17 protein-coding genes are annotated in these 18,102 nt (G+C 69.6%); 10 read left to right on the forward strand and 7 right to left on the reverse strand.

The window, feature by feature from the left end; all coding sequences use genetic code 11:
- Nucleotides 1-163: 163 nt before the first annotated feature.
- Nucleotides 164-1,372 (reverse strand): cytochrome P450 family protein, encoded by a 1,209-nt coding sequence (locus tag NQK81_RS07110; RefSeq protein WP_257487579.1) that lies wholly within the window; start codon nt 1,370-1,372, stop codon nt 164-166.
- Nucleotides 1,373-1,518: 146 nt separating this feature from the next.
- Here NQK81_RS07110 and NQK81_RS07115 point away from each other — a divergent pair, with 146 nt between their 5' ends.
- The gene (locus NQK81_RS07115; RefSeq protein ID WP_257487580.1) at nt 1,519-3,021 is read left to right on the forward strand and encodes a GGDEF domain-containing protein; all 1,503 of its coding nucleotides are present in this window, start codon (nt 1,519-1,521) and stop codon (nt 3,019-3,021) included.
- A gap of 114 nt (nt 3,022-3,135) precedes the next feature.
- Here NQK81_RS07115 and NQK81_RS07120 read toward each other — a convergent pair whose 3' ends face one another.
- Nucleotides 3,136-4,083 carry a phosphatase PAP2 family protein gene (locus tag NQK81_RS07120; protein ID WP_257487581.1) on the reverse strand — a complete coding sequence of 316 codons (948 nt, stop codon included), beginning with the start codon at nt 4,081-4,083 and terminating at the stop codon, nt 3,136-3,138.
- A 110-nt stretch (nt 4,084-4,193) separates the two neighbouring features.
- On the opposite strand from NQK81_RS07120, the gene NQK81_RS07125 reads away from it, so the two are divergent.
- From NQK81_RS07125 to NQK81_RS07140, 4 genes are all read left to right on the forward strand, one after another.
- Nucleotides 4,194-4,883, forward strand: coding sequence for a response regulator (locus NQK81_RS07125; protein WP_126730705.1), 690 nt, complete (start codon nt 4,194-4,196; stop codon nt 4,881-4,883).
- Nucleotides 4,880-6,292 carry an ATP-binding protein gene (locus NQK81_RS07130; RefSeq protein WP_257487582.1) on the forward strand — a complete coding sequence of 471 codons (1,413 nt, stop codon included), beginning with the start codon at nt 4,880-4,882 and terminating at the stop codon, nt 6,290-6,292. The genes NQK81_RS07125 and NQK81_RS07130 overlap by 4 nt, the downstream gene beginning before the upstream one ends.
- The gene (locus tag NQK81_RS07135) at nt 6,289-6,786 is read left to right on the forward strand and encodes a hypothetical protein (protein ID WP_126730701.1); all 498 of its coding nucleotides are present in this window, start codon (nt 6,289-6,291) and stop codon (nt 6,784-6,786) included. The genes NQK81_RS07130 and NQK81_RS07135 overlap by 4 nt, the downstream gene beginning before the upstream one ends.
- A gap of 196 nt (nt 6,787-6,982) precedes the next feature.
- Nucleotides 6,983-7,660 (forward strand): VldE C-terminal domain-containing protein, encoded by a 678-nt coding sequence (locus NQK81_RS07140; protein ID WP_257487583.1) that lies wholly within the window; start codon nt 6,983-6,985, stop codon nt 7,658-7,660.
- On the opposite strand, the gene rnhA is transcribed toward NQK81_RS07140, so the two are convergent.
- The 4 genes from rnhA to NQK81_RS07160 are packed head-to-tail and all read right to left on the reverse strand — an operon-like array spanning nt 7,657 to nt 10,048.
- On the reverse strand, nt 7,657-8,139 hold the full coding sequence (rnhA, locus tag NQK81_RS07145; RefSeq protein ID WP_126737784.1) for a ribonuclease HI: 483 nt from the start codon (nt 8,137-8,139) through the stop codon (nt 7,657-7,659). The two genes, NQK81_RS07140 and rnhA, sit on opposite strands and share 4 nt — an antisense overlap.
- A gap of 21 nt (nt 8,140-8,160) precedes the next feature.
- Entirely contained in the window at nt 8,161-9,351 is a 1,191-nt protein-coding gene (gene dinB, locus NQK81_RS07150) for a DNA polymerase IV (protein WP_257487584.1), read from the reverse strand.
- Nucleotides 9,352-9,396: 45 nt separating this feature from the next.
- Nucleotides 9,397-9,576 (reverse strand): hypothetical protein, encoded by a 180-nt coding sequence (locus NQK81_RS07155; protein WP_257487585.1) that lies wholly within the window; start codon nt 9,574-9,576, stop codon nt 9,397-9,399.
- A 52-nt stretch (nt 9,577-9,628) separates the two neighbouring features.
- Entirely contained in the window at nt 9,629-10,048 is a 420-nt protein-coding gene (locus NQK81_RS07160) for a DUF6010 family protein (protein WP_257487586.1), read from the reverse strand.
- Between the two features lie 92 nt (nt 10,049-10,140).
- Here NQK81_RS07160 and NQK81_RS07165 point away from each other — a divergent pair, with 92 nt between their 5' ends.
- Entirely contained in the window at nt 10,141-11,079 is a 939-nt protein-coding gene (locus tag NQK81_RS07165; protein WP_257487587.1) for a GlxA family transcriptional regulator, read from the forward strand.
- On the opposite strand, the gene NQK81_RS07170 is transcribed toward NQK81_RS07165, so the two are convergent.
- The gene (locus NQK81_RS07170) at nt 11,076-11,366 is read right to left on the reverse strand and encodes a hypothetical protein (RefSeq protein WP_192745098.1); all 291 of its coding nucleotides are present in this window, start codon (nt 11,364-11,366) and stop codon (nt 11,076-11,078) included. The genes NQK81_RS07165 and NQK81_RS07170 overlap by 4 nt on opposite strands.
- 118 nt (nt 11,367-11,484) lie before the next feature.
- Between NQK81_RS07170 and NQK81_RS07175 the strand changes: the two genes are divergently transcribed.
- From NQK81_RS07175 to NQK81_RS07190, 4 genes are all read left to right on the forward strand, one after another.
- Complete coding sequence (locus NQK81_RS07175; protein ID WP_257487588.1) at nt 11,485-12,729, forward strand: MFS transporter; 1,245 nt, start codon at nt 11,485-11,487, stop codon at nt 12,727-12,729.
- 340 nt (nt 12,730-13,069) lie between these two features.
- A complete protein-coding gene (locus tag NQK81_RS07180) occupies nt 13,070-14,368 on the forward strand; it encodes a GGDEF domain-containing protein (protein WP_371878856.1) in 1,299 nt (432 codons plus the stop codon).
- A gap of 25 nt (nt 14,369-14,393) precedes the next feature.
- Nucleotides 14,394-15,836, forward strand: coding sequence for a glycosyltransferase family 39 protein (locus NQK81_RS07185; RefSeq protein ID WP_257487589.1), 1,443 nt, complete (start codon nt 14,394-14,396; stop codon nt 15,834-15,836).
- A 65-nt stretch (nt 15,837-15,901) separates the two neighbouring features.
- Nucleotides 15,902-17,134 (forward strand): HNH endonuclease signature motif containing protein, encoded by a 1,233-nt coding sequence (locus NQK81_RS07190; RefSeq protein ID WP_371878857.1) that lies wholly within the window; start codon nt 15,902-15,904, stop codon nt 17,132-17,134.
- The last annotated feature ends 968 nt before the right edge of the window (nt 17,135-18,102 follow it).

Below are 18,102 nucleotides of genomic sequence, written 5' to 3' on the forward strand. Positions count from 1 at the left end.
CCTCGGACGACACGCGTGATCACATGGACGACACGCGTGATTGGACGGACGGCTCACGGGTAGCCGGATCCTGCCGCGTTGTCGTCTCTCTGGACACGCGTGTCGTCCGCCTGATCACACGTGTCGTCCGTTCGATCACGCGAGCCGGCGGACCGGGCACGGTCTAGAGCCGCACCGGCAGGTTGTGCAGGCCGCGGGTGATCGCGCTCGGCCACCACACGAGCCGGTCCTCGGGCACGGTCAGCGTCATCGACGGCGCGCGGCCGAACAACGTCTCCAGCGCCGCGGACGCCTGCATCCGCGCGAGCGCGGCGCCGATGCAGATATGCGGGCCGACACCGAAGGCCACATGCCGCACCGGCCGCTCGCCCGGCCGGAAGGCGAGCGGGTCGGGGTGCACCTCCGGATCGCGATTGGCCGCCAGCAACGACAACAGGATCGGATCGCCCGCCTCCATCCGCTGCCCGGCGAGTTCCATCGGTTCGGTGACGAAGCGCCAGCTGGTGTTCTGCAGCGGGGTGTCGCGGCGCAGGACCTCCTCGATGACGAGCGTCAGGTGTGCGCCGTCGGCGCGGGCGCGGGCCGCCTCCTCCGGATGCGTGATGAGGGTCAGCGCGGTGGACGCGATGAGGCTGATCGTCGTCTCGTGCCCGGCGATCAGGGAGAGGAACGCCGTCGCGGCGACCTCGTCGCCGGTCAGCTTCCCGGCGGCCTCCTGGGCGAGGAGGTCGCTGATCAGGTCCGCCCCCGGTTCGGCGCGTTTGCGGGCGACGACGTCGGCGAGCAGCGCGTCCAGCTCGTCGGTCGCCCGCAGCATCGACGCCATGTCCGTGACGTCGCCGGCGGCGACCACCAGCGCGGGCGGACGGACCTCGTCCAGCAGGCTGTCCGGGATGCCGATCAGCTCGCAGATCGACCGGATTCCCAGCGGGTACGCGAAATCCTCGACGAGGTCGCCCTCGCCCCGCTCCAGGATCGGGTCGAGCAGTTCGTTCGCGAGCCGGTGCGTGCGGTCGCGCATATGCTGCAGCCGCCGCGGCCCGAAGGCACCGGCGCAGGCCTTGCGCAACCGTGCGTGGTCCTCGCCCTCGAAGTTGTTCATATGCCCGATGAGCGTGGGCCGGTGGTCGGCGGGCAGCCCGAGATTGGCCTTGCGCCAGTGGTCCGCCGCGACGGACGGGCATTTGGACAAACGCGGGTCGGCCATCGCGGAAACCACGTCCGCGTGCCTGGTCAGCAGCCAGGTCCAGGTGTCACCGGGAAGCGGGAGCCGGAACGCGGGGGCGTTCGCCCGAAGCCATTCGTAGGCGGGCGAGGGATCCCTGTCGAACTCCGGGCCGAACAGCGCGGGTACCTCGACGGCGTCAGGCATACCAGCCACGATGCCAGCTTGTGACGGAAGGTCGTCCGGCGAACGCAGGCATTGGCCTGTCTCACGAGATCGTCAACGCGGTCCCCCTGTCACCCCCTCGTGGTGACCAGCAAGATCGAAGCGGGTGCGGTGCGTAACGGTGGGAGGTGACCCTCGTCAGCGAGTTCGGCAAGCACGACCCTGACGCGGTCTCGGAGCGGCCGCGCGGTTCGCTCCGGGGTTTCGCCGACACCGTCGGCCTCGCCGCCGCCCGCGTCTGGCGGTTGCGAGGTCGTGCCTGGAACACCCTGCGCCATCCGGCGGGGTGGGAACTGTGGCGGCTGCCGCCCGCGGCGGTCTTCTGGATGCTCGGCACCGAGATCGCCGTCGCCGCCTGGGCGCTGTACAGCGGTTTCCAGGCTTCCGTCACGACCACCGATCTCGTCCGCTTCGGCGTGATCGCGTGCTGCGCGATCTGGTACGTCGTCCAGACGCAGCATCCGGAGGAGCAGCGCCGGGCCGACGACCGCCGCGGCGAGCACATCGACCAGACCGCCGTCTGGCTGGGTGGCGCGGCCGTCCTGCTACCGCCCGCGTTGTCGCTCGCGCTGCTGCTGATGGTGCGCGTGCAGCGCTACTCCATCGCGCACAAGGCGATGACGACGTTCCTCTTCACCACCGCCGCGCACGCCGCCTCCATCCTCGGCGTGCACACGCTCACCCACCTGACGGAACTGCACACCTGGCTCGAATCGGGCACGCTCCCCCAGCGACCGGGCGACATCGCGCTCGCCGCCGTCGCGCTGGTGGGCGCCGCGCTCTGGTACTTCGCGTCGCAGACGCTCCTGATCAGCATCGCGCGCGGCCTGGCGTGGGGCGGCTGGCGGCGGCAGAAGCTGATCGGCAGCTGGGCCGACAACGCGGACTTCGTCTACGCGCTGCAACTCGCGGCGTGCACCACGATCCTCGGCGCGGTCAACATCGCGCTGGTGCCACTCGTGATGATCGGGGTCGCACTGCGGTCGACCCGGCTCTCGCAGGCGCTGGCGGACACGATCGCGCGCAGCCAGCGTGACCGGAAGACCGGCCTGCTGACCGAGGACTCCTTCCACGCGCCCGCGGCCCTGCGGCTGCTCGAAGACCAGACCGGGCGGCGGCCGACGGCGTTCCTGATGCTGGACCTCGACCACTTCAAGCAGTGGAACGACAAGTACGGGCATTCCGGCGGTGACATCGTGCTCGGTTGCGTCAGCGCCGTGCTGCGGCAGAACACCCGCTCCACCGACATCGTCGGCCGGTGGGGCGGCGAGGAGTTCTCGGTGCTGCTGCCGGACACCACGCGCGAGGAGGCGACGCGGATCGCCGAGCGGATCCGGGCGGCCGTCGAGAAGACCGCCATCACCGGCCTGACCGAACTCGCCAGCGGGCACGCCACCAACGAACCCCGCGCGGTGGGACCGATCCACGGCTGCACCGTGTCGATCGGCGTCGGGCTCTCACCCGAACATTCGACGGATTACGGCGAGCTGTTCCGCGTGGCGGACGCGGCCATGTACCAAGCGAAACGGAGCGGACGGAACCGCGTGGTCGTGGCACCCTCCGCGGTCCCGCCCTCGCCCCGGACGCCGATGTCGCCGTTGAGCCGGGCCGGAGACTCGCGCCGGGATTGACGTAAGACGCGTGCTTCCAGCCGTAACTCGCGTGATTGGAGGCGCGACTCGCGAGTTACGCCTCCAATCACGCGAGTTACGGCTTCGATCACGCGAGTCACGGCCCAAGCCGCGTCAGCGTCGGGTCACGAGGCGGGTCTCGAGCAGATCGCCGACCACCCTGGTCTCCACGCCGGTCCGCCGTTCGAACGCGGATCCGCGCAACGGCCACACCGCGACCAGCACGATCCCCACCGCCGCGCACGCGGCCAGCACCAGCGCGGCGACGAACTGGGCGGCACCGGCGGTCGCCGTGCTCAGCACCGCGAAGCCGATCAGGACGATCGCGGTGGGCAGCACCGCGGCCAGCGCGACCAGGGAAGCGGGGGTGCGGCGCAGATCCCGGCGCCGGGTGGTCAGCCAGGCGGCGAGCAGGCAGGCGAACGACGCCGCGAGCAGGCAGGCGCCCGCCGTGTCGCTGAGCCGATGCCAGCCCAGCGCGATGGTCGAGGACGCGACCCAGGCGACGGCGACGCCGCCGATCCCGATGATCGCCGGACGGAATCGTTGGGGCAGAACGAAAGCGAGTGCCATCAGAATGGCCATGGCGGCGCTGACGTGCCCGCTGGGAAAACTGTTGTGCCCCGGCCCGCGGCCGCCGTCGGGCAGCTCGGGGCGGACGAGGACGTAGAGCTTGAGCAACTGCGCGGCCACGAGCGGGAGCACGAGAACGCTCAGCGCGGGCACCAGGAGGCCCGGTTTGCGACGGAGCAGCGCCAGGACGACGAGCCCGATCCCGGCGGCGCCGATCACGAGCACCATGTCCTGGTCGCGCAGCGGCCCCGCCCAGTCCATTGTGGACCACTGGCCGGACTGCGCGCTGCGGACGACGCCGTTCTCCGCGAGCTGCCCGGCCGACGTGTGCACGAACAGCACGTAGGTCACGAGGAACGCGACGGCCAGTCCCAGTCCGGTGGCGAGCTGGAACACGGCCCTGGACAGGGTCCGCCTGGTCTCGGCGTGCCGTCCCGGCAGCGGACGGCGGGCGGGGGTCGGTTTCGCTTCGTGGAGGAGTAGGGCCATGCGTCTCACTGTCCCCACGGCGTTTAGCCAAGAGGTCCGGACAATGTCATGGTTCTGCTACAAGATCGAGCCGAGTCGCACACGCGCGGCGGCATCCGAATAATGGCGGCGTGGCCAGTGTCCTGTTGATCGAAGACGACGCGTCCGTGCGGGAGGGACTGGAACTCGCGCTGCGCCGTCAGGCGCACACCGTCCACACCGCCGAGAGCGGTGAGCTCGGGCTGGAGAAACTGCGGGTGTTCCAGCCCGACATCGTCGTGCTCGATCTGATGCTCCCCGGCATCGACGGCTTCGAGACCTGCCGCCGTATCCGCTCGGCGGGCGAGGTGCCGATCATCATGCTCACCGCCCGCAGCGACGACTTCGACATCGTCGCCGGGCTGGAGGCGGGCGCCGACGACTACGTGACCAAGCCGATCGAACCCCGTGTGCTCGACGCCCGGATCCGGGCGGTGCTGCGGCGCGCGGTGAGCGAGAAACCCGCGAGCGACGACGCCGCCGGGGAGCGGCACGGCGGACTGGTCATCGACCGGGCGGGGCTGGTGGTCACGAAGAACGGCGAGCCGGTCTCGCTCACCCCGACCGAGCTGAAACTGCTGCTGGAGCTGTCGCGCACGCCCGGCCAGGTCTACAGCCGCCAGCAGATCCTCTCCGCCGTCTGGGATCACGACTACCTCGGCGACTCCCGGCTGGTCGACGCCTGTGTCCAGCGGCTGCGCGCGAAGATCGAAGACGTTCCCGCGAAACCCGAACACGTCCAGACCGTCCGCGGCTTCGGGTACCGGTTCGGCCGTTCATGAGGCTGCTCTCCGGGCTGCGGCCCCGGCTCATCCTGGCCTTCGCGGCGATGGCGATCATCGGCGCGGCGGCCGCGGCGGGGGCCAGTTACGTCTCGGCGAGGAACGCGATCCTCAAGGCCGTCCAGGACGCGGCGATGGACCAGCTGAAGGACCGGGTCGGCGCCTACGACCGCCCGCTGTCGACGCCTCCGACCCAGGACCAGCTCAACGACTTCGCCGGCAGCCTGCGGTTGAACGCCGTCGCGGTCAGCGGGAACCTGCGGTCGGTCAACGGCCCGGACCTGACCAGGTTCTCGACCGAACTGCGGCGGACGGTCGCGGGCGACATCCGGATCCAGTTCCAGCGGCTGGACCGCGACACCGGCCCCGAACTCCAGGTCGGCCTGCCGGTGCTGACGCGGCAGCCCGACGGGTCGACGAAGGCCAGCGGGGTCGAGGTGTACTCGCTCACCTCGCTCGTCCAGCAGCAACAGGCCATCGACGAACTCGCGAAATCCGCCTGGCAGATGGCCGCGCTCGTCCTTCCGCTGGCCGCGGCGCTCGCCCTGCTCGCGGCGAGGCAGGTGCTGAGACCGGTCCGGGCGCTGAACACCGCTGCCGCCCAGCTCGGCGAAGGCAGGCTCGACGTCCGGCTGCCCGCCAAGGGGTCCGACGAGCTGGCCGAACTGGTCACGACCTTCAACAACACCGCCGCCGAACTGGAACGCACGGTCGGCGAGCTGCGAGCGATGGAGGCCGACGCCCGCCGGTTCGTCGCCGACGTCTCGCACGAGCTCCGCACGCCGCTCGCGGCGATGAACGCGGTCACCGACGTCCTGGACGAGGACGCGGAGGCACTGCCGCCGGACACCGCCGTCGCGGCACGGCTGGTCTCGGGCGAGACCCGCAGGCTGACCCGGCTGGTCCAGGACCTGGTCGAGATCTCCCGGTTCGACGCGGGCCGCGCCGAACTCGTGCTCGACGAATGGGATCTCGCCACCGCGATCCGGGACAGCCTCGACGCCCGCGGCTGGCGCGAGGGTGAGGACCTGGTCACCGACCTGCCGGAAGGCGTCCTCGCCCGCGTCGACCGGCGGCGGCTCGACCTGATCGTGGCGAATCTCGTGGGCAACGCGTTCCGGCACGGCGCGCCACCGGTCGAAGTCCGCCTGCGCGCCGGCGGCGACGGCGTCACCCTGGAGGTCGAGGATCACGGGCCCGGTATCGATCCCGAGGTCCTGCCGCACGTTTTCGACCGGTTCACCAAGGCCGACACCGCCCGTGCCCGCTCCGAGGGCAGCGGGCTGGGCCTGGCGATCGCGCTGGAGAACGCGCGATTGCACGGCGGCGACATCACCGCCGCCGACACCGGGCACGGCGCCCGGTTCGTCCTGCGCCTGCCCCATCGGACCGAAGGAGGGACACGATGAGAAGGACCCGGGCGCTGCCCGCCCTCGCGGCCGCGACGCTGCTGGCGGCCTGCGGTGTCCAGCCGACCGGCGTCGTCCCGGCCGGGCCCGGCCCGTCGATCCGCGCGACGACCGGGACCTACGTTCGCGCCGGCCTGACGCTGTACTTCGTCTCCGACGGCCGCGTCATCCCGGTGACCCGGCCCAGCGAGGGCTTCATCTCCCCCGAAGGCGCCCTCACGCTGCTGTTGAAGGGGCCGACGGAACGGGAAGCCGCGCAGGGGCTCACCACGTTCGTCCCGCCGGAGATCGGCCGGGTCGAGGTGTATTCGGGCAACCCGACGTCCATCGTGCTGCCGTTCCCCGTCCGCAAACTGTCCAACCAGGCCATCAACCAGCTGGTCTGCACGACGATCGCGGCCTCGGCGGACACCGGGCGGGCTCCGGTCACGCCGGGCGTGAACGTGTCCTCACCGGACGACAAGATGTACTTCCAATCCTGCAAAGCGGATTGAATTCATCACTCACAGTGCTCATATAAAAGCACTTCTTGTGTCTGTACGGGCGTGAGCCTCTTTTGGTTCAACGATCAAGGTAACTGTGGGCGAACACACTCGGGCGTGACATTGCCGTGTCCTTTTCGTAATGTTGCCCGGAGCTCGCGGCCCCCGACGCGAGTTCCCGTCCCCGAAGTGGTGAGTGATCAGAGAAATGGCCGGCAGACATCGCAAGCACAAGGCTCCGCAGTGGAAGCTCCCCGCGGGTATCGCGGCAGCGGTCGCCACGGCGCTCCCGGCGTCGATGTGGCTGACGTCCGCAGGTACCCCTGACGTCGAAGCGGCCAGCGCCGCGCTCGCGCTGAAGTCTCCCCCGGTCTCCAGCACGACGCCCCCGCCGTCGACCAGCAGCACCCCGCCCTCCAGCACGACAAGCCCCACCCCCTCCCCGTCCCCCTCCCCCGCGACCTCCTCGGCTCCCCCGAAGCCGAGCAAAGCGCCCGCGCCGGTCAAGAAGACCGTGCCCGCCGCGACGGCGTGCTCCACCGACCTCGCCGGCACCAAACCGCACGTCGCCCAGGTCGGCAACCACGTCAAGGCGAAGTTCGGCGTCAAGACCGTCGGCGGTGTCGCCGGCCGGGCGAACGCCAGCGACCACCCCTCCGGCCTCGCGCTGGACTTCATGGTGGACACCGCCACCGGCAACGCCATCGCCGAGTACCTCATGGCGAATCAGAAGGACTTCGGCGTCACCTACGTCATCTGGCGCCAGCGCTACAACGACGGCAGCGGCTGGGACACCATGGAGGACCGCGGCGGCGCGACCGCCAACCACATGGACCACGTCCATGTGTCCTTCGCCAAGAGCGCGAAGGTGAACGTCAGCTGCTAACGATTCCGGGCGGGCCGCTCGCCGGGCTGGATCACCGGTCGGCCGACGACCTCTTCCACGCCTTTGACGGCGAGGCGGTCCGCCCGCTCGTTCTCCGGATGCCCGGCGTGGCCCTTGACCCAGTGCCATTCGACGTCGTGCCGTGAGGCGGCCTCGTCGAGGCGGCGCCACAGATCGGCGTTCTTGACCGGTGTCTTGGCCGAGGTCATCCAGCCGTTGTTCTTCCAGTTCCGCACCCAGCTGGTGATGCCGTTCCGGACGTAGGTGCTGTCGGTGTAGATGTCGACCGACACCCGGCGTTTCAGGCTTTCCAGCGCCTCGATGGGCGCGGTCAGTTCCATCCGGTTGTTCGTGGTGGGCCCGGGATCCCCGCCGTAGATCTCCTTCTCGACGGTGCCGTACCGCAGCACCGCGCCCCAGCCGCCGGGACCGGGATTCCCGCTGCACGCGCCATCGGTGTAGATCTCGACTTCCGCCACCGGGACACCCTAGCGACGGGTTCAGTCCGGCAGCAGCGGTACCCACGGCCGCTCGGCCTGCCCCAGATGCACCGCGCGCGTGATGGACTTCGACCCGAACCGGTCCCGGACCGTGTCGAGCGTCGAATCGAGCGCGTCCCTCGGCTTCGCCCCGAACGGCAAGGCCAGCTGGATCGCGTCGTCCTTCGACAGGTTCGTGAGCGCGAGCCCGATCAGCGTGAGGCCGCGTTCGTCGATCAGCGGTCTCGCCGCGGCGAGCAGGTCACGCGCCGCCGCGACGATCGCGCCGGTCTGTTCGGTCGCCTCCATGAGGGTGTGCGACCGGGTCGCCTTGGTGAAGTCGGCGAACCGCATCCGCAGCACGACGGTGCGGCACACCCGGTGCGCCGCCCGCAGGCGACGGGCGAGGCGATCGGCCAGGGTCAGCAGCATCGCGTCGAGCTCGGCGGGAGACCGCGGCCTGCTGCCGAGCGCGTGCTGCGCCCCGATGGACCGGCGGCGACGGCCCGTCTGCACGCGGCGAGGGTCGTCGTTGTGGGACAGGGCGTGGAGATGGGCGCCGACGCCGCGGCCGAGCATCCGGACGAGTTCCTTCTCCCCGAACCCCTCCATCTGCCCGACCGTCGTGACGCCGCGCTCGCGGAGCTTCCGCGCCGTCACCTTGCCGACGCCCCACAGCCGCTCGACCGGCAGCGGGTGAAGGAACTCCAGCTCCTTGTCGTGCGGCACGACGAGGAGACCGTCGGGTTTCGCGACGCCGCTGGCCACCTTCGCGAGGAACTTCGTCCTGGCCACGCCCACCGTGATCGGCAGGCCGACCTGCTCCAGCACGTCCTTGCGCAGCTTCGCCGCGATCCGGCTCGGTGTGCCCGCGATCTTCAGCAGCCCGCCGACGTCGAGGAAGGCCTCGTCGATCGAAATGCCTTCCACGAGCGGCGTCGTGTTGCCGAAGACCTCGAAGACCGCCTTGCTCGCCGCCGAATACGCGTGCATCCGGGGCGGGACCACGATCGCGTCCGGGCACAGCCGCCTGGCCTGGCCGCCGCCCATCGCCGTGCGGACGCCGAACGCCTTGGCCTCGTAACTGGCCGCGAGCACCACACCGCCGCCGACGATGACCGGCCGCCCGCGCAGCTTCGGGTCGTCACGCTGCTCGACCGACGCGTAGAACGAATCCAGGTCGGCGTGCAGGATGGGACCCTCGGTCGTCATAGAACATATGTTCGCATCAAACGGCCCAACGGCCAAGCGCCCGGCTCAGTCGAACGGCGGCCCGGAATGGGAAACCCGGTGCTTGAAGACCTCCCCGTCCCGGATCTCGGCGGAGTACGTCGGCCTCGGCGAGATCGCGCGCCAGGCGTCCAGCACCTCCTCCGCCTCCCAGTATTCGAAGATGTTCACCTGGCCCGGTTCCAGCGTGTCCGCCGAGATCACCACGTCGACACCTTGCCCGCCACGATCACGGTCATCTCGACATCGTCCGCTCGGTTCACCCTACCGACGAACGGGGACGGCTAGAACCGACACGGGCGCGGACGAAATCCGTCACCGAGCGTCCACCGGCGAAACACCAGATCGCGATCACCGGGTCGCAGATCGCGCAGCCGAACGACGAATCGTGCAGGAACGGGATGATCGGTGCGCCCTTGAGGTGGTGGACGACGTCCCAGCCGGTGTGCAGCAGCCAGGCGATTCCGATGAACGTCCAGGATTCGAGGCCGCGGTAAGCCACGTAGGTCACGACCGCGGCGAATGCGAACTCCCAGATCCCCAGGCCGCCTCCGCTCAGATAGGCGGCGCCCGCCCCCGCGACCATGACCGCGTTGAAGCGGCGCCGGTGCGGTTCGTGGATCAGCGACATCAGTACGACGTAGACGAGGCCGACGAGAATCGGCGCGATGATCATCATGGCTCGACGCTAGAACCGGCCACGGCCCGCTCCCAGTGGCGTGAACGACGCCTTCCAACGGGATCTCGCCATCGGACGGGTACGGTGCGGTCATGCACACCGTCGCGGTCCTCGCGCTGGACAAGGTGATCCCGTTCGACCTCTCGACGCCGATCGAGGTCTTCACCCGCACCCGGCTCGCCGACGGAAGCGCCGGCTACCGGCTGCTCGTCTGCGCCGAACACCCGGACATCGACGCCGGGCACTTCACCCTGCGCGCGCCTTGGGGACTGGAGGCGCTGCGCGAGGCCGACACGATCATCGTCCCCGGCACCTCGGACCCGGCCGCGCCGTTGCCGGAATCCGTCCACGACGCGCTCACTTCGGCCGCCGCGAGGGGCACGCGGATCGCCTCGATCTGTTCCGGCACCTTCGCTCTCGCCGCCGCGGGCCTGCTCGACGGCCTTCGCGCCACCACACACTGGATCGCCGCCGAGACGTTGGCGGCGATGTATCCGGAGATCGATGTCGACCCGGACGTGCTCTATGTCGACAACGGGCAGATCCTGACGTCCGCGGGCGCCGCCGCCGGCCTGGATCTGTGCCTGCATCTGATCCGGCGGGACCACGGCTCCGCGATCGCGGCCGACGCCGCCCGCCTTTCGGTCATGGCGCTGGAACGCGAAGGCGGTCAGGCCCAGTTCATCGCGCTGCGGCATCCGCCCGCTCCTCGCGGCGCGGCGCTGGAACCGACTCTCCTGTGGATGCAGGAGAATCTCGCGCGCGAGCTCACCTTGGCCGACATCGCCGCGCGCGCCGGGATGAGCACGCGCACGCTGATCCGGCACTTCCGCGAGCAGACCGGGACGACGCCGCTGCAATGGCTGCACCGCGCGAGGGTCCGGCAGGCACAGCATCTGCTGGAGACCACTCAGCACGCCGTCGAACGGATCGGCGCCGAGGTCGGTTTCGGTTCGCCTACCGCGTTCCGCGACCGGTTCAAACGCACGACCGGCGTCAGTCCCGGCACCTATCGACGCGCTTTCCGTTAAGCGGCGACGGCCAAAGCGGTGTCCGAGGCCCGCGCCCGGGCCTGGTCCGCGAACCGCTTCCGGGCGGCGACGACTCTGAGCCACCGTTCCGAGCGCTCGGCGTCGAGATCGAAGGTGGCACGGGCGAGCACTTCGGCGGCGCGTGCGGCGGAGTCGATCTCCGCGGCGGCGCCAAGGTAGTCGCCCGCGTCGATCAGCTTGTAGGCGTGACGCATCTCGGTCTGCGCGGTCGAGTAGATGGCGTAGGCGGCGAGGTTGTTCGCCAGCGGGCCCAGTGAATGCGACATCGGATTCTCCGTTCCTTCTCTTACTCACACGTCGAACGGGCCGGCGCCGGTTCGACACGGCGAACGGATTTTTCTCGAGGGTTGCGCCGAGTGGCCGAGTCACGACAGCCTGAAGCGCATGCCAGCCCGAGCGGCGTCGTTCCGCAGTGTCTTCGCGGTCGCCGGATTCCGCCGGATCTGGCTCGCGCATCTGCTCTCGGTCGCCGGCGACCAGCTGGCCAGGGTCGCGCTCACGGTCCTGGTGTTCGACCGGACGTCGTCGGCGGGCTGGGCCTCGGCGGCGTACGCGCTGACCTTCGTGCCCGACCTCCTCGGCGGCGCGCTGGGCGGCATCGCCGACCGCTTCTCGCGGCGCACCGTGATGGTGGTGACCGACGTCGGCCGCGCCGTCCTGATCGCGCTGATGGCGGTACCCGGCCTCCCGCTGCCCGTCGCGGCCGCGCTGTTGTTCCTCGTGCAGCTCATGGCCGGGCCGTTCCACGCGGCCCGGCAGGCGATGCTGCCGGATCTGCTCGACCCGGACCGGCTGGTCGTCGGCCAGGCCGTCATCTCGTCGACGTACCAGGCCGGGCTCGTGGTGGGCTTCGGCGCGGGCGCCGCCGTCGTCACCGGCCTCGGTGTGCCGGGCGCGCTGCTGATCGACGCGGGAACGTTCGCGCTGTCGGCGCTCATGCTCCACTTCGGCCTCGAACGATTCCCGCCATCGGCACCCGCTCACCACGAACGTCCGTCCCTGATCGCGGGCTGCCGGCTGGTGGCGCGCGACCGCAAGCTGCGCTGGCTGCTGCTCATCGCCTGCTGCTGCGGTTTCTACGTCGTCCCCGAAGGCCTCGCCGTCCCGGTCGCCGCCGAACTGGGCGGCGCGGGCGCGTTGCCGTGGTTGCTGGCCGCGAATCCGGTCGGTTCGGTGCTCGGCGGGCTTCTGCTGAGCCGCGTCCCGCGCGAACGGCAGATCCGGGTGCTGGGCGCGCTCGCGGTGGCGAGCAGCCTGGTGCTGATCCCGACCGGCTGGGCTCCGGGCCTGGTCACGATCGTCGTGCTGTGGACGATCTCGGGAGTGTTCTCCGCGCACGACATGATCACGCAGACGCAGTACAGCCTCGCCGCGCCGCCCGCCCAACGCGGTCAGGTGATCGGGGTGGCGATCGCCGCGTTGCGGGCGGCCCAGGCGGTGGGGATCGCGGCCGCCGGGCTGCTGGCCCAGTTCGTCGCGCCGACCACCGTGGTCACCGTCGCGGCGGGCGCGGGAGTCGTGGTCGCCGCTGTCGCCGGGGCAGGCTGGTCACGGGCGGTGTCGTCCCGCCGCGGCCCCGGGGTGGGGCCGCTCGGCGGGACGACACCCGTTGGCGAGCACGGTTCCTGACACATCACGTCCAGTTGTTGTCACGACGGGTCGTCCAGTTGTTGTCACGCACTACGTTCACCTCCCTTCGCGAAGCCGCACGCTCGTGGGCGAGATCACTCACGTCCAGTTGTTGTCACGCCGAGTGGTCCAGTTGTTGTCACGCATGTCGTTCACCTCCCTCGAAATAGCCATCTATCCGGCAAAACACTCACCAGTTGTTGTCCTGCATCGGTGCACCTCCCTCGTTTCGGTTGGGCTGTCCGGGGGAATTCGGGGCCGCCCGTCTTATCGTCGGAGACAACGCGGTCGTCGCCGTCCCGGTTCGATTACGGTGTAGATCACCGACGGAAGAGGGTGTGTGGACGGACGACTCGGTGGCGCGCGGCGGCGGCTCAGGGCCTGGCACCTGTGGAGCCTGCCGCGACCTGTGCGTTCCTACGTCCTGGTCGTGAATCTCATCGCAGTCCTCTCGACCGCCGCCACGGCCCGGCTGGTCCCGGTGACCGGTACCGACCTGGTGCGGTTCGGCGTGTTGGCGCTGTGCGCGGCCATCGCGATCGAGGGCACCCGGCAGATCGAACGCCAACGGGAGTACGACAGGGCCCCGTCGGTCGCCTACGTCGACACCAAGGCGGTGTGGAGCGTCGCCGCCGTCATCGCGCTGCCGCCGGTGCTCGCCGCCGCGATGGTCGTGGTGACCTACACCATCGCATGGCTGCGGATCTGGCCACACCAACGGCCGGTTCTCCCCCATCGGTGGATCTTCTCCGCCGCGACGGTGCTCTGCGGCACGCAGGCCGCCGTCCTCGTGCTCAGCCTCGGCATGCGCCACTACCCCGGCCCGCCCGACTCCGGGCTGCTCGCCGGGCTGGGCGACCTCGCCGTCATCATCGTCGCCGCGGCCCTGCGGTGGGCGATCAACACCGCACTGGTGATGATCGCGATCGCGCTCTCGTCGCCGCCGAAGTCGGTCAGCGAACTGTTCTCCGGATTCGGCGACCAGATCCTCGAGGCGGGCGCGCTGGGCCTCGGTCTCGTGACGGCCGTCGTCCTCGTGCAGGCCAACCCGCTGGTGCTGGTCGGGGTCGTCATCGCGCTGGTCGCGCTGCACCGCGGGCTGCTGCTGACGCAGTACCGGCGCGACGCGCACACCGACGCCACCACCGGTCTCGTCACGAAACGGCGCTGGCGTCAGCTGGCCGAAGAACAGCTCGGCCGGACGCGCGCCGGCCGCAAACTCGGCGTGCTGTTCCTCGATCTCGACAATTTCAAGACGATCAACGACACCTACGGCCATCCCAACGGCGACCTCGTCCTGCGCGCGGTGGGCGACGCGCTGCGCGCCGAGATCCGGGAGCAGGACGTCTGCGGGCGGTGGGGCGGCGAGGAGTTCGCCATCGTCATCCCGGACATCCACGGCGAGGAGACGCTGCTCCAGGTGGCCGAACGGATCCGGCACCAGGTGGCGATGGTGTCGGTCGCGCTGCCCGATCGCGACACCGTGCTGACCGATCTGACGGTGTCGATCGGCGGGGCGCTGTATCCGGCGGCCAATATCACCAGCGTCGACGACCTGCTCGTCGCCACCGACATGGCGCTCTACCGCGCGAAACAAGGCGGCCGCAACAGGGTCGAACTGGCGCCGCCCGCGCAGTAGGCTTCGCGTCGTCTGGGGAGGCGCGATGGAGCGATTCGCTCGGGGTCCGGTCGGTCTGGTGGTCGCGATCCAGATCCTGGTGCTGACCCTGTTGTCCGGCCGGTACGGCTTCCATCGCGACGAGCTGTACTTCCTCGCCGCGGGGAAACGGCTCGACTGGGGTTATGTCGATCAGCCTTCGCTGACGCCCTTGCTCGCGCGGATATCCACCGACGTCTTCGGTGCCACGCCCGCGGGTCTGCGCGTGGTCGCGACGTTGTGCGCCGCCGCGACGGTGATCCTGCTGGCGCTGGTCGCGCGCGAGTTCGGCGGTGGGCGCGGCGCGCAGGTCCTCACCGCCGCGATGACCGCGCTGGCGGCGTTCGTCGTGGTCGACGGGCACATGCTCTCGACCGCGACCGTCGACATGCTGGTCTGGAGCGCACTTGGCCTGGTGACCCTGCGCCTGTTCCGCATCGGCGACGGACGATGGTGGCTCCCGGTCGGCGCCGTTGTCGGCGTCGGACTGGAGGGCAAGTGGCTGGTCCTGCTGATGGTCGCCTCGATCGGCCTGGCGGTACTCGCCGTCGGCCCGCGGACGGTGTTCCGCACCGGCTGGCTCCCCGCCGGGATCCTGCTCGCGCTTCTCCTGGCGGCACCGGGCCTGATCTGGCAGGCGGCGCACGATTTCCCTTTGCTGACCGTGGCTTCCGGGATCAGCGAGGACGACGGCGCGGAGAACCGGATCCAGTTCGTGCCGATGCAGTTGCTCTATCTCTCGCCCGTGGCGGTGCCGGTCTGGATCGCCGGCGGACTCAGGTTGTGGCGTGATCCTGCCCTGCGCTGGGCCCGCTCACTGGCGCTGGCCTATCCGGTGCTGTGTGTGATTTTGCTGGCGCTGGGTGGAAAACCGTACTACTCGGCACCGTTCCTGTTGCTGCTCGCGGCCGCCGGCGCCGACCCCTGCCTGCGCTGGCTCGACCGGACCTGGCGCCGCGCCCTGGCTGTCTTCCTGGCTCTCGTGGGCGCGGCCGTGTCGCTCGTCGTCGGACTGCCATTGCTGCCGGAGCCCGCGCTGGCGCCGGTCCTGGCGGTGAACAAGGAGCAAGGCGAGCAGGTGGGGTGGCCGGAGCTGGCTTCTTCAGTCACCTGGGTTTGGGAGCGGATCCCGGCGGAGCAGCGCTCGACCGCGGTGATCTTCACGCGGAATTACGGGCAGGCGGGGGCTTTGGAGCACTACGGGCTTCCTGCGGTGTACTCGGGGCATATGTCCTATGCGGACTGGGGCCCTCCTCCGGCTGACGCTGTCGGCCCGGTGGTCGTCGTGGGGCCGTATCTTCCGGCATGGTTCACCGGATGTCGCGAGGCGGCCGTGCACGACAACGGGCTCGGAGTGGAGAACGAGGAGCAAGGAGTGCGGATTTCCTTGTGTGCGGGGACTTCGCGGCCTTGGCTTGCGTTGTGGGACGAATTGCGGCACTACTACTGATCGGATACCTGTTGCCGTGTAAGGGAATTGGTCTTTTTGTCGGTGGTCGGTTGTAGCTTCGGTGTGTGGATACACGCAACGCCATTGTGGCGGTACTCAAGGAAATCACGTCGGCTGATGTTTTGAAGGAGGTCAATGCGGCGTTGGATTCGTTGGAGGACGGCGATGCTGTTGCTGCTGCGGTGGCTGCGTCTGAGGGGATCGCGCGGTTGGAGGCGGTGCGGTTCCGGGCGTTGGCGCAGCTGAGTCGTCACCGTGGTGGTGCTGGCGGTGTGGTGCAGGAGGTCGCGCTGGGGTTGTCTGTTGTGGACGGTCACGCGGCTGGGCTGGTCTCCACCGCCGAGGCGTTGACCACCCGCCTCCCGTGCACGCTGGGGTTGCTGGATCGGGGCAAGGTGGGCGGTTACGGGGCGATGAAGGTCGCTGCCGCGACTGCGTGGTTGTCTGATGACGATGCGCGTGCGGTGGACAAGGTGCTGGAGGATCGGTTGCCGGGGCGGAACTCGGAGCAGGTTCGGAAGGCGGCGAATCATGCGGCGATGATGGCTGACCGCGAGGGTGCGGCCCGGCGTGCGGAGCGGCATCGTGCCGGGCGCCGGTTGTCGATCCGCCATGGCGAGGCTGGGGTGGCGTCGATCGAGGTCGAGGACGGGCCGGTGGAGAAGGTCGCCGCCGCCTACACCCGGATCGACCGTGAAGCACGCGCCCTCAAGACCGGTGGAGAGACTCGCACTCTGGATCAGCTGCGTGCGGATGTGGCCCTTGATCTGTTGCTGGGTGGGCAGGGTGGGAGTGAACGGTCCGAGGTGTTCCTCTACATGGATTTGAACACCTACCTCGGGCTGAAGGATGACCCCGCCGAACTCGCCGGCCACGGCCATATTCCCGCCGCCCTTGCCCGGCACATCGCCACCGGGCCCGATACAGTCCTGCGGCGGATCGTCACCGATCCGCTTTCCGGGCAGGTGCTGGATCTGGGTCGTGACCGGTATCGGCCCGCCGCGGGGCTGGGGGAGTTCGTGCGGGTGCGGGACCGGGAATGCCGAAGACCCGGCTGCCACCGCGTCGCCCAAGCCTGCGATCTCGACCATGCGGTGCCGTGGCAGCACGGCGGCCACACCGCTCACACTGAGCTGATCGATCTGTGCCGTCGGGACCACCGGTTGAAGGATGAACTCGGCTGGGTCTACCGACTCGACTCTGATGGCACTCTCACCATCACCACACCGACCGGGCAGAGCTACGACAGCACACCACCACCACTGCACGAACCCCGCGCCGAGGAACCACCGTTCTGAACCATCACCGGAAAACGGCCACGGTTGCCCGGGGCTGGTGTCGTTGCCGGAATTCGGCCACGAAGCCAGGGACGGTGTGCCGCGCGGTGGCGCCTCGTGGGCTGCGATTCGGCTGACGTTCGCCGCCCCGGGTTGCGCAATCGGCGCCGGTCTCGGGCCGTCGCCGAAAACGGCCACGGTGCCGAGGTTTGGTTTCGTTGCCGGAATTCGGCGACAGAGCCAAGGACGGTGCACCCTGTGATGGCTTCTCGCGGCTTGTGGCCGCGCCCGTTAGCGTCCGCCGCCCCCTAGCCCGCGTGCCCGGGCTTGGGATCATTGCCGGAATTCGGCCACGGAACCAGAGGCGGCGCACCACGTGATGGCGTCTCATGGCTACGCCCGCAATATGGCTATCGTCCGCGTCCTGAGACCGTCGCCTGAAAACGACCATGTTGCCCGGGTTGGGATCGTTGCCGGAATTCGGCCACGGAGCCAAGCACGGCGCACCCTGTGATGGCTTCTCGCCGCTTGTGGCTGTGCCCGTCAGACAGCCGGCGTCCGCTGCCCCCTAGCCGCGTGCCCCGCCCTGGGATCATTGCCGGAATCCGGTCACGGAACCAGACATCGCGCACACCACGTAATGGCGCCCCATGGCTACGCCCGCTATACCGTCCGCGCCCCTCAGGCCGTCGCCGAAAACCGACCACGTCGCCCAGCCTTGGGGCCATCGCCGGAATCCGGCGACAGGGCCAGAGTCGATACACCATGCGGTGGCGTCTCGTGGGCGGTATCCGCGAACGCCTAACTTCCGTCGCCGAAAAACGGCCACCGTCTGAAACCATTACCAGAATCCGGCCGGATACGAAGCACCACTCGATGACGTCTCACCCCACACAGCCGGCCTCAGCCCGTCACCGAAAGGCGACCACGCCCCCGAGCACCGCACCCCAGAAGCAACCACCGTTGCCGAAAGACGGCCACAGCTCGAT

Source organism: Amycolatopsis roodepoortensis (genome assembly GCF_024628825.1).
Classification (GTDB): domain Bacteria; phylum Actinomycetota; class Actinomycetes; order Mycobacteriales; family Pseudonocardiaceae; genus Amycolatopsis; species Amycolatopsis roodepoortensis.

Coding starts and splice junctions, on each gene's coding strand:
- NQK81_RS07170 (WP_192745098.1), bottom strand. CDS start 11,366: ATGTCGCATTCACTGGGCCCGCTGGCGAACAACCTCGCCGCCTACGCC.
- dinB (WP_257487584.1), bottom strand. CDS start 9,351: ATGACGACCGAGGGTCCCATCCTGCACGCCGACCTGGATTCGTTCTAC.
- NQK81_RS07110 (WP_257487579.1), bottom strand. CDS start 1,372: ATGCCTGACGCCGTCGAGGTACCCGCGCTGTTCGGCCCGGAGTTCGAC.
- NQK81_RS07140 (WP_257487583.1), top strand. CDS start 6,983: ATGGCCGGCAGACATCGCAAGCACAAGGCTCCGCAGTGGAAGCTCCCC.
- NQK81_RS07185 (WP_257487589.1), top strand. CDS start 14,394: ATGGAGCGATTCGCTCGGGGTCCGGTCGGTCTGGTGGTCGCGATCCAG.
- NQK81_RS07135 (WP_126730701.1), top strand. CDS start 6,289: ATGAGAAGGACCCGGGCGCTGCCCGCCCTCGCGGCCGCGACGCTGCTG.
- NQK81_RS07165 (WP_257487587.1), top strand. CDS start 10,141: ATGCACACCGTCGCGGTCCTCGCGCTGGACAAGGTGATCCCGTTCGAC.
- NQK81_RS07120 (WP_257487581.1), bottom strand. CDS start 4,083: ATGGCCCTACTCCTCCACGAAGCGAAACCGACCCCCGCCCGCCGTCCG.
- NQK81_RS07130 (WP_257487582.1), top strand. CDS start 4,880: ATGAGGCTGCTCTCCGGGCTGCGGCCCCGGCTCATCCTGGCCTTCGCG.
- NQK81_RS07160 (WP_257487586.1), bottom strand. CDS start 10,048: ATGATGATCATCGCGCCGATTCTCGTCGGCCTCGTCTACGTCGTACTG.
- NQK81_RS07175 (WP_257487588.1), top strand. CDS start 11,485: ATGCCAGCCCGAGCGGCGTCGTTCCGCAGTGTCTTCGCGGTCGCCGGA.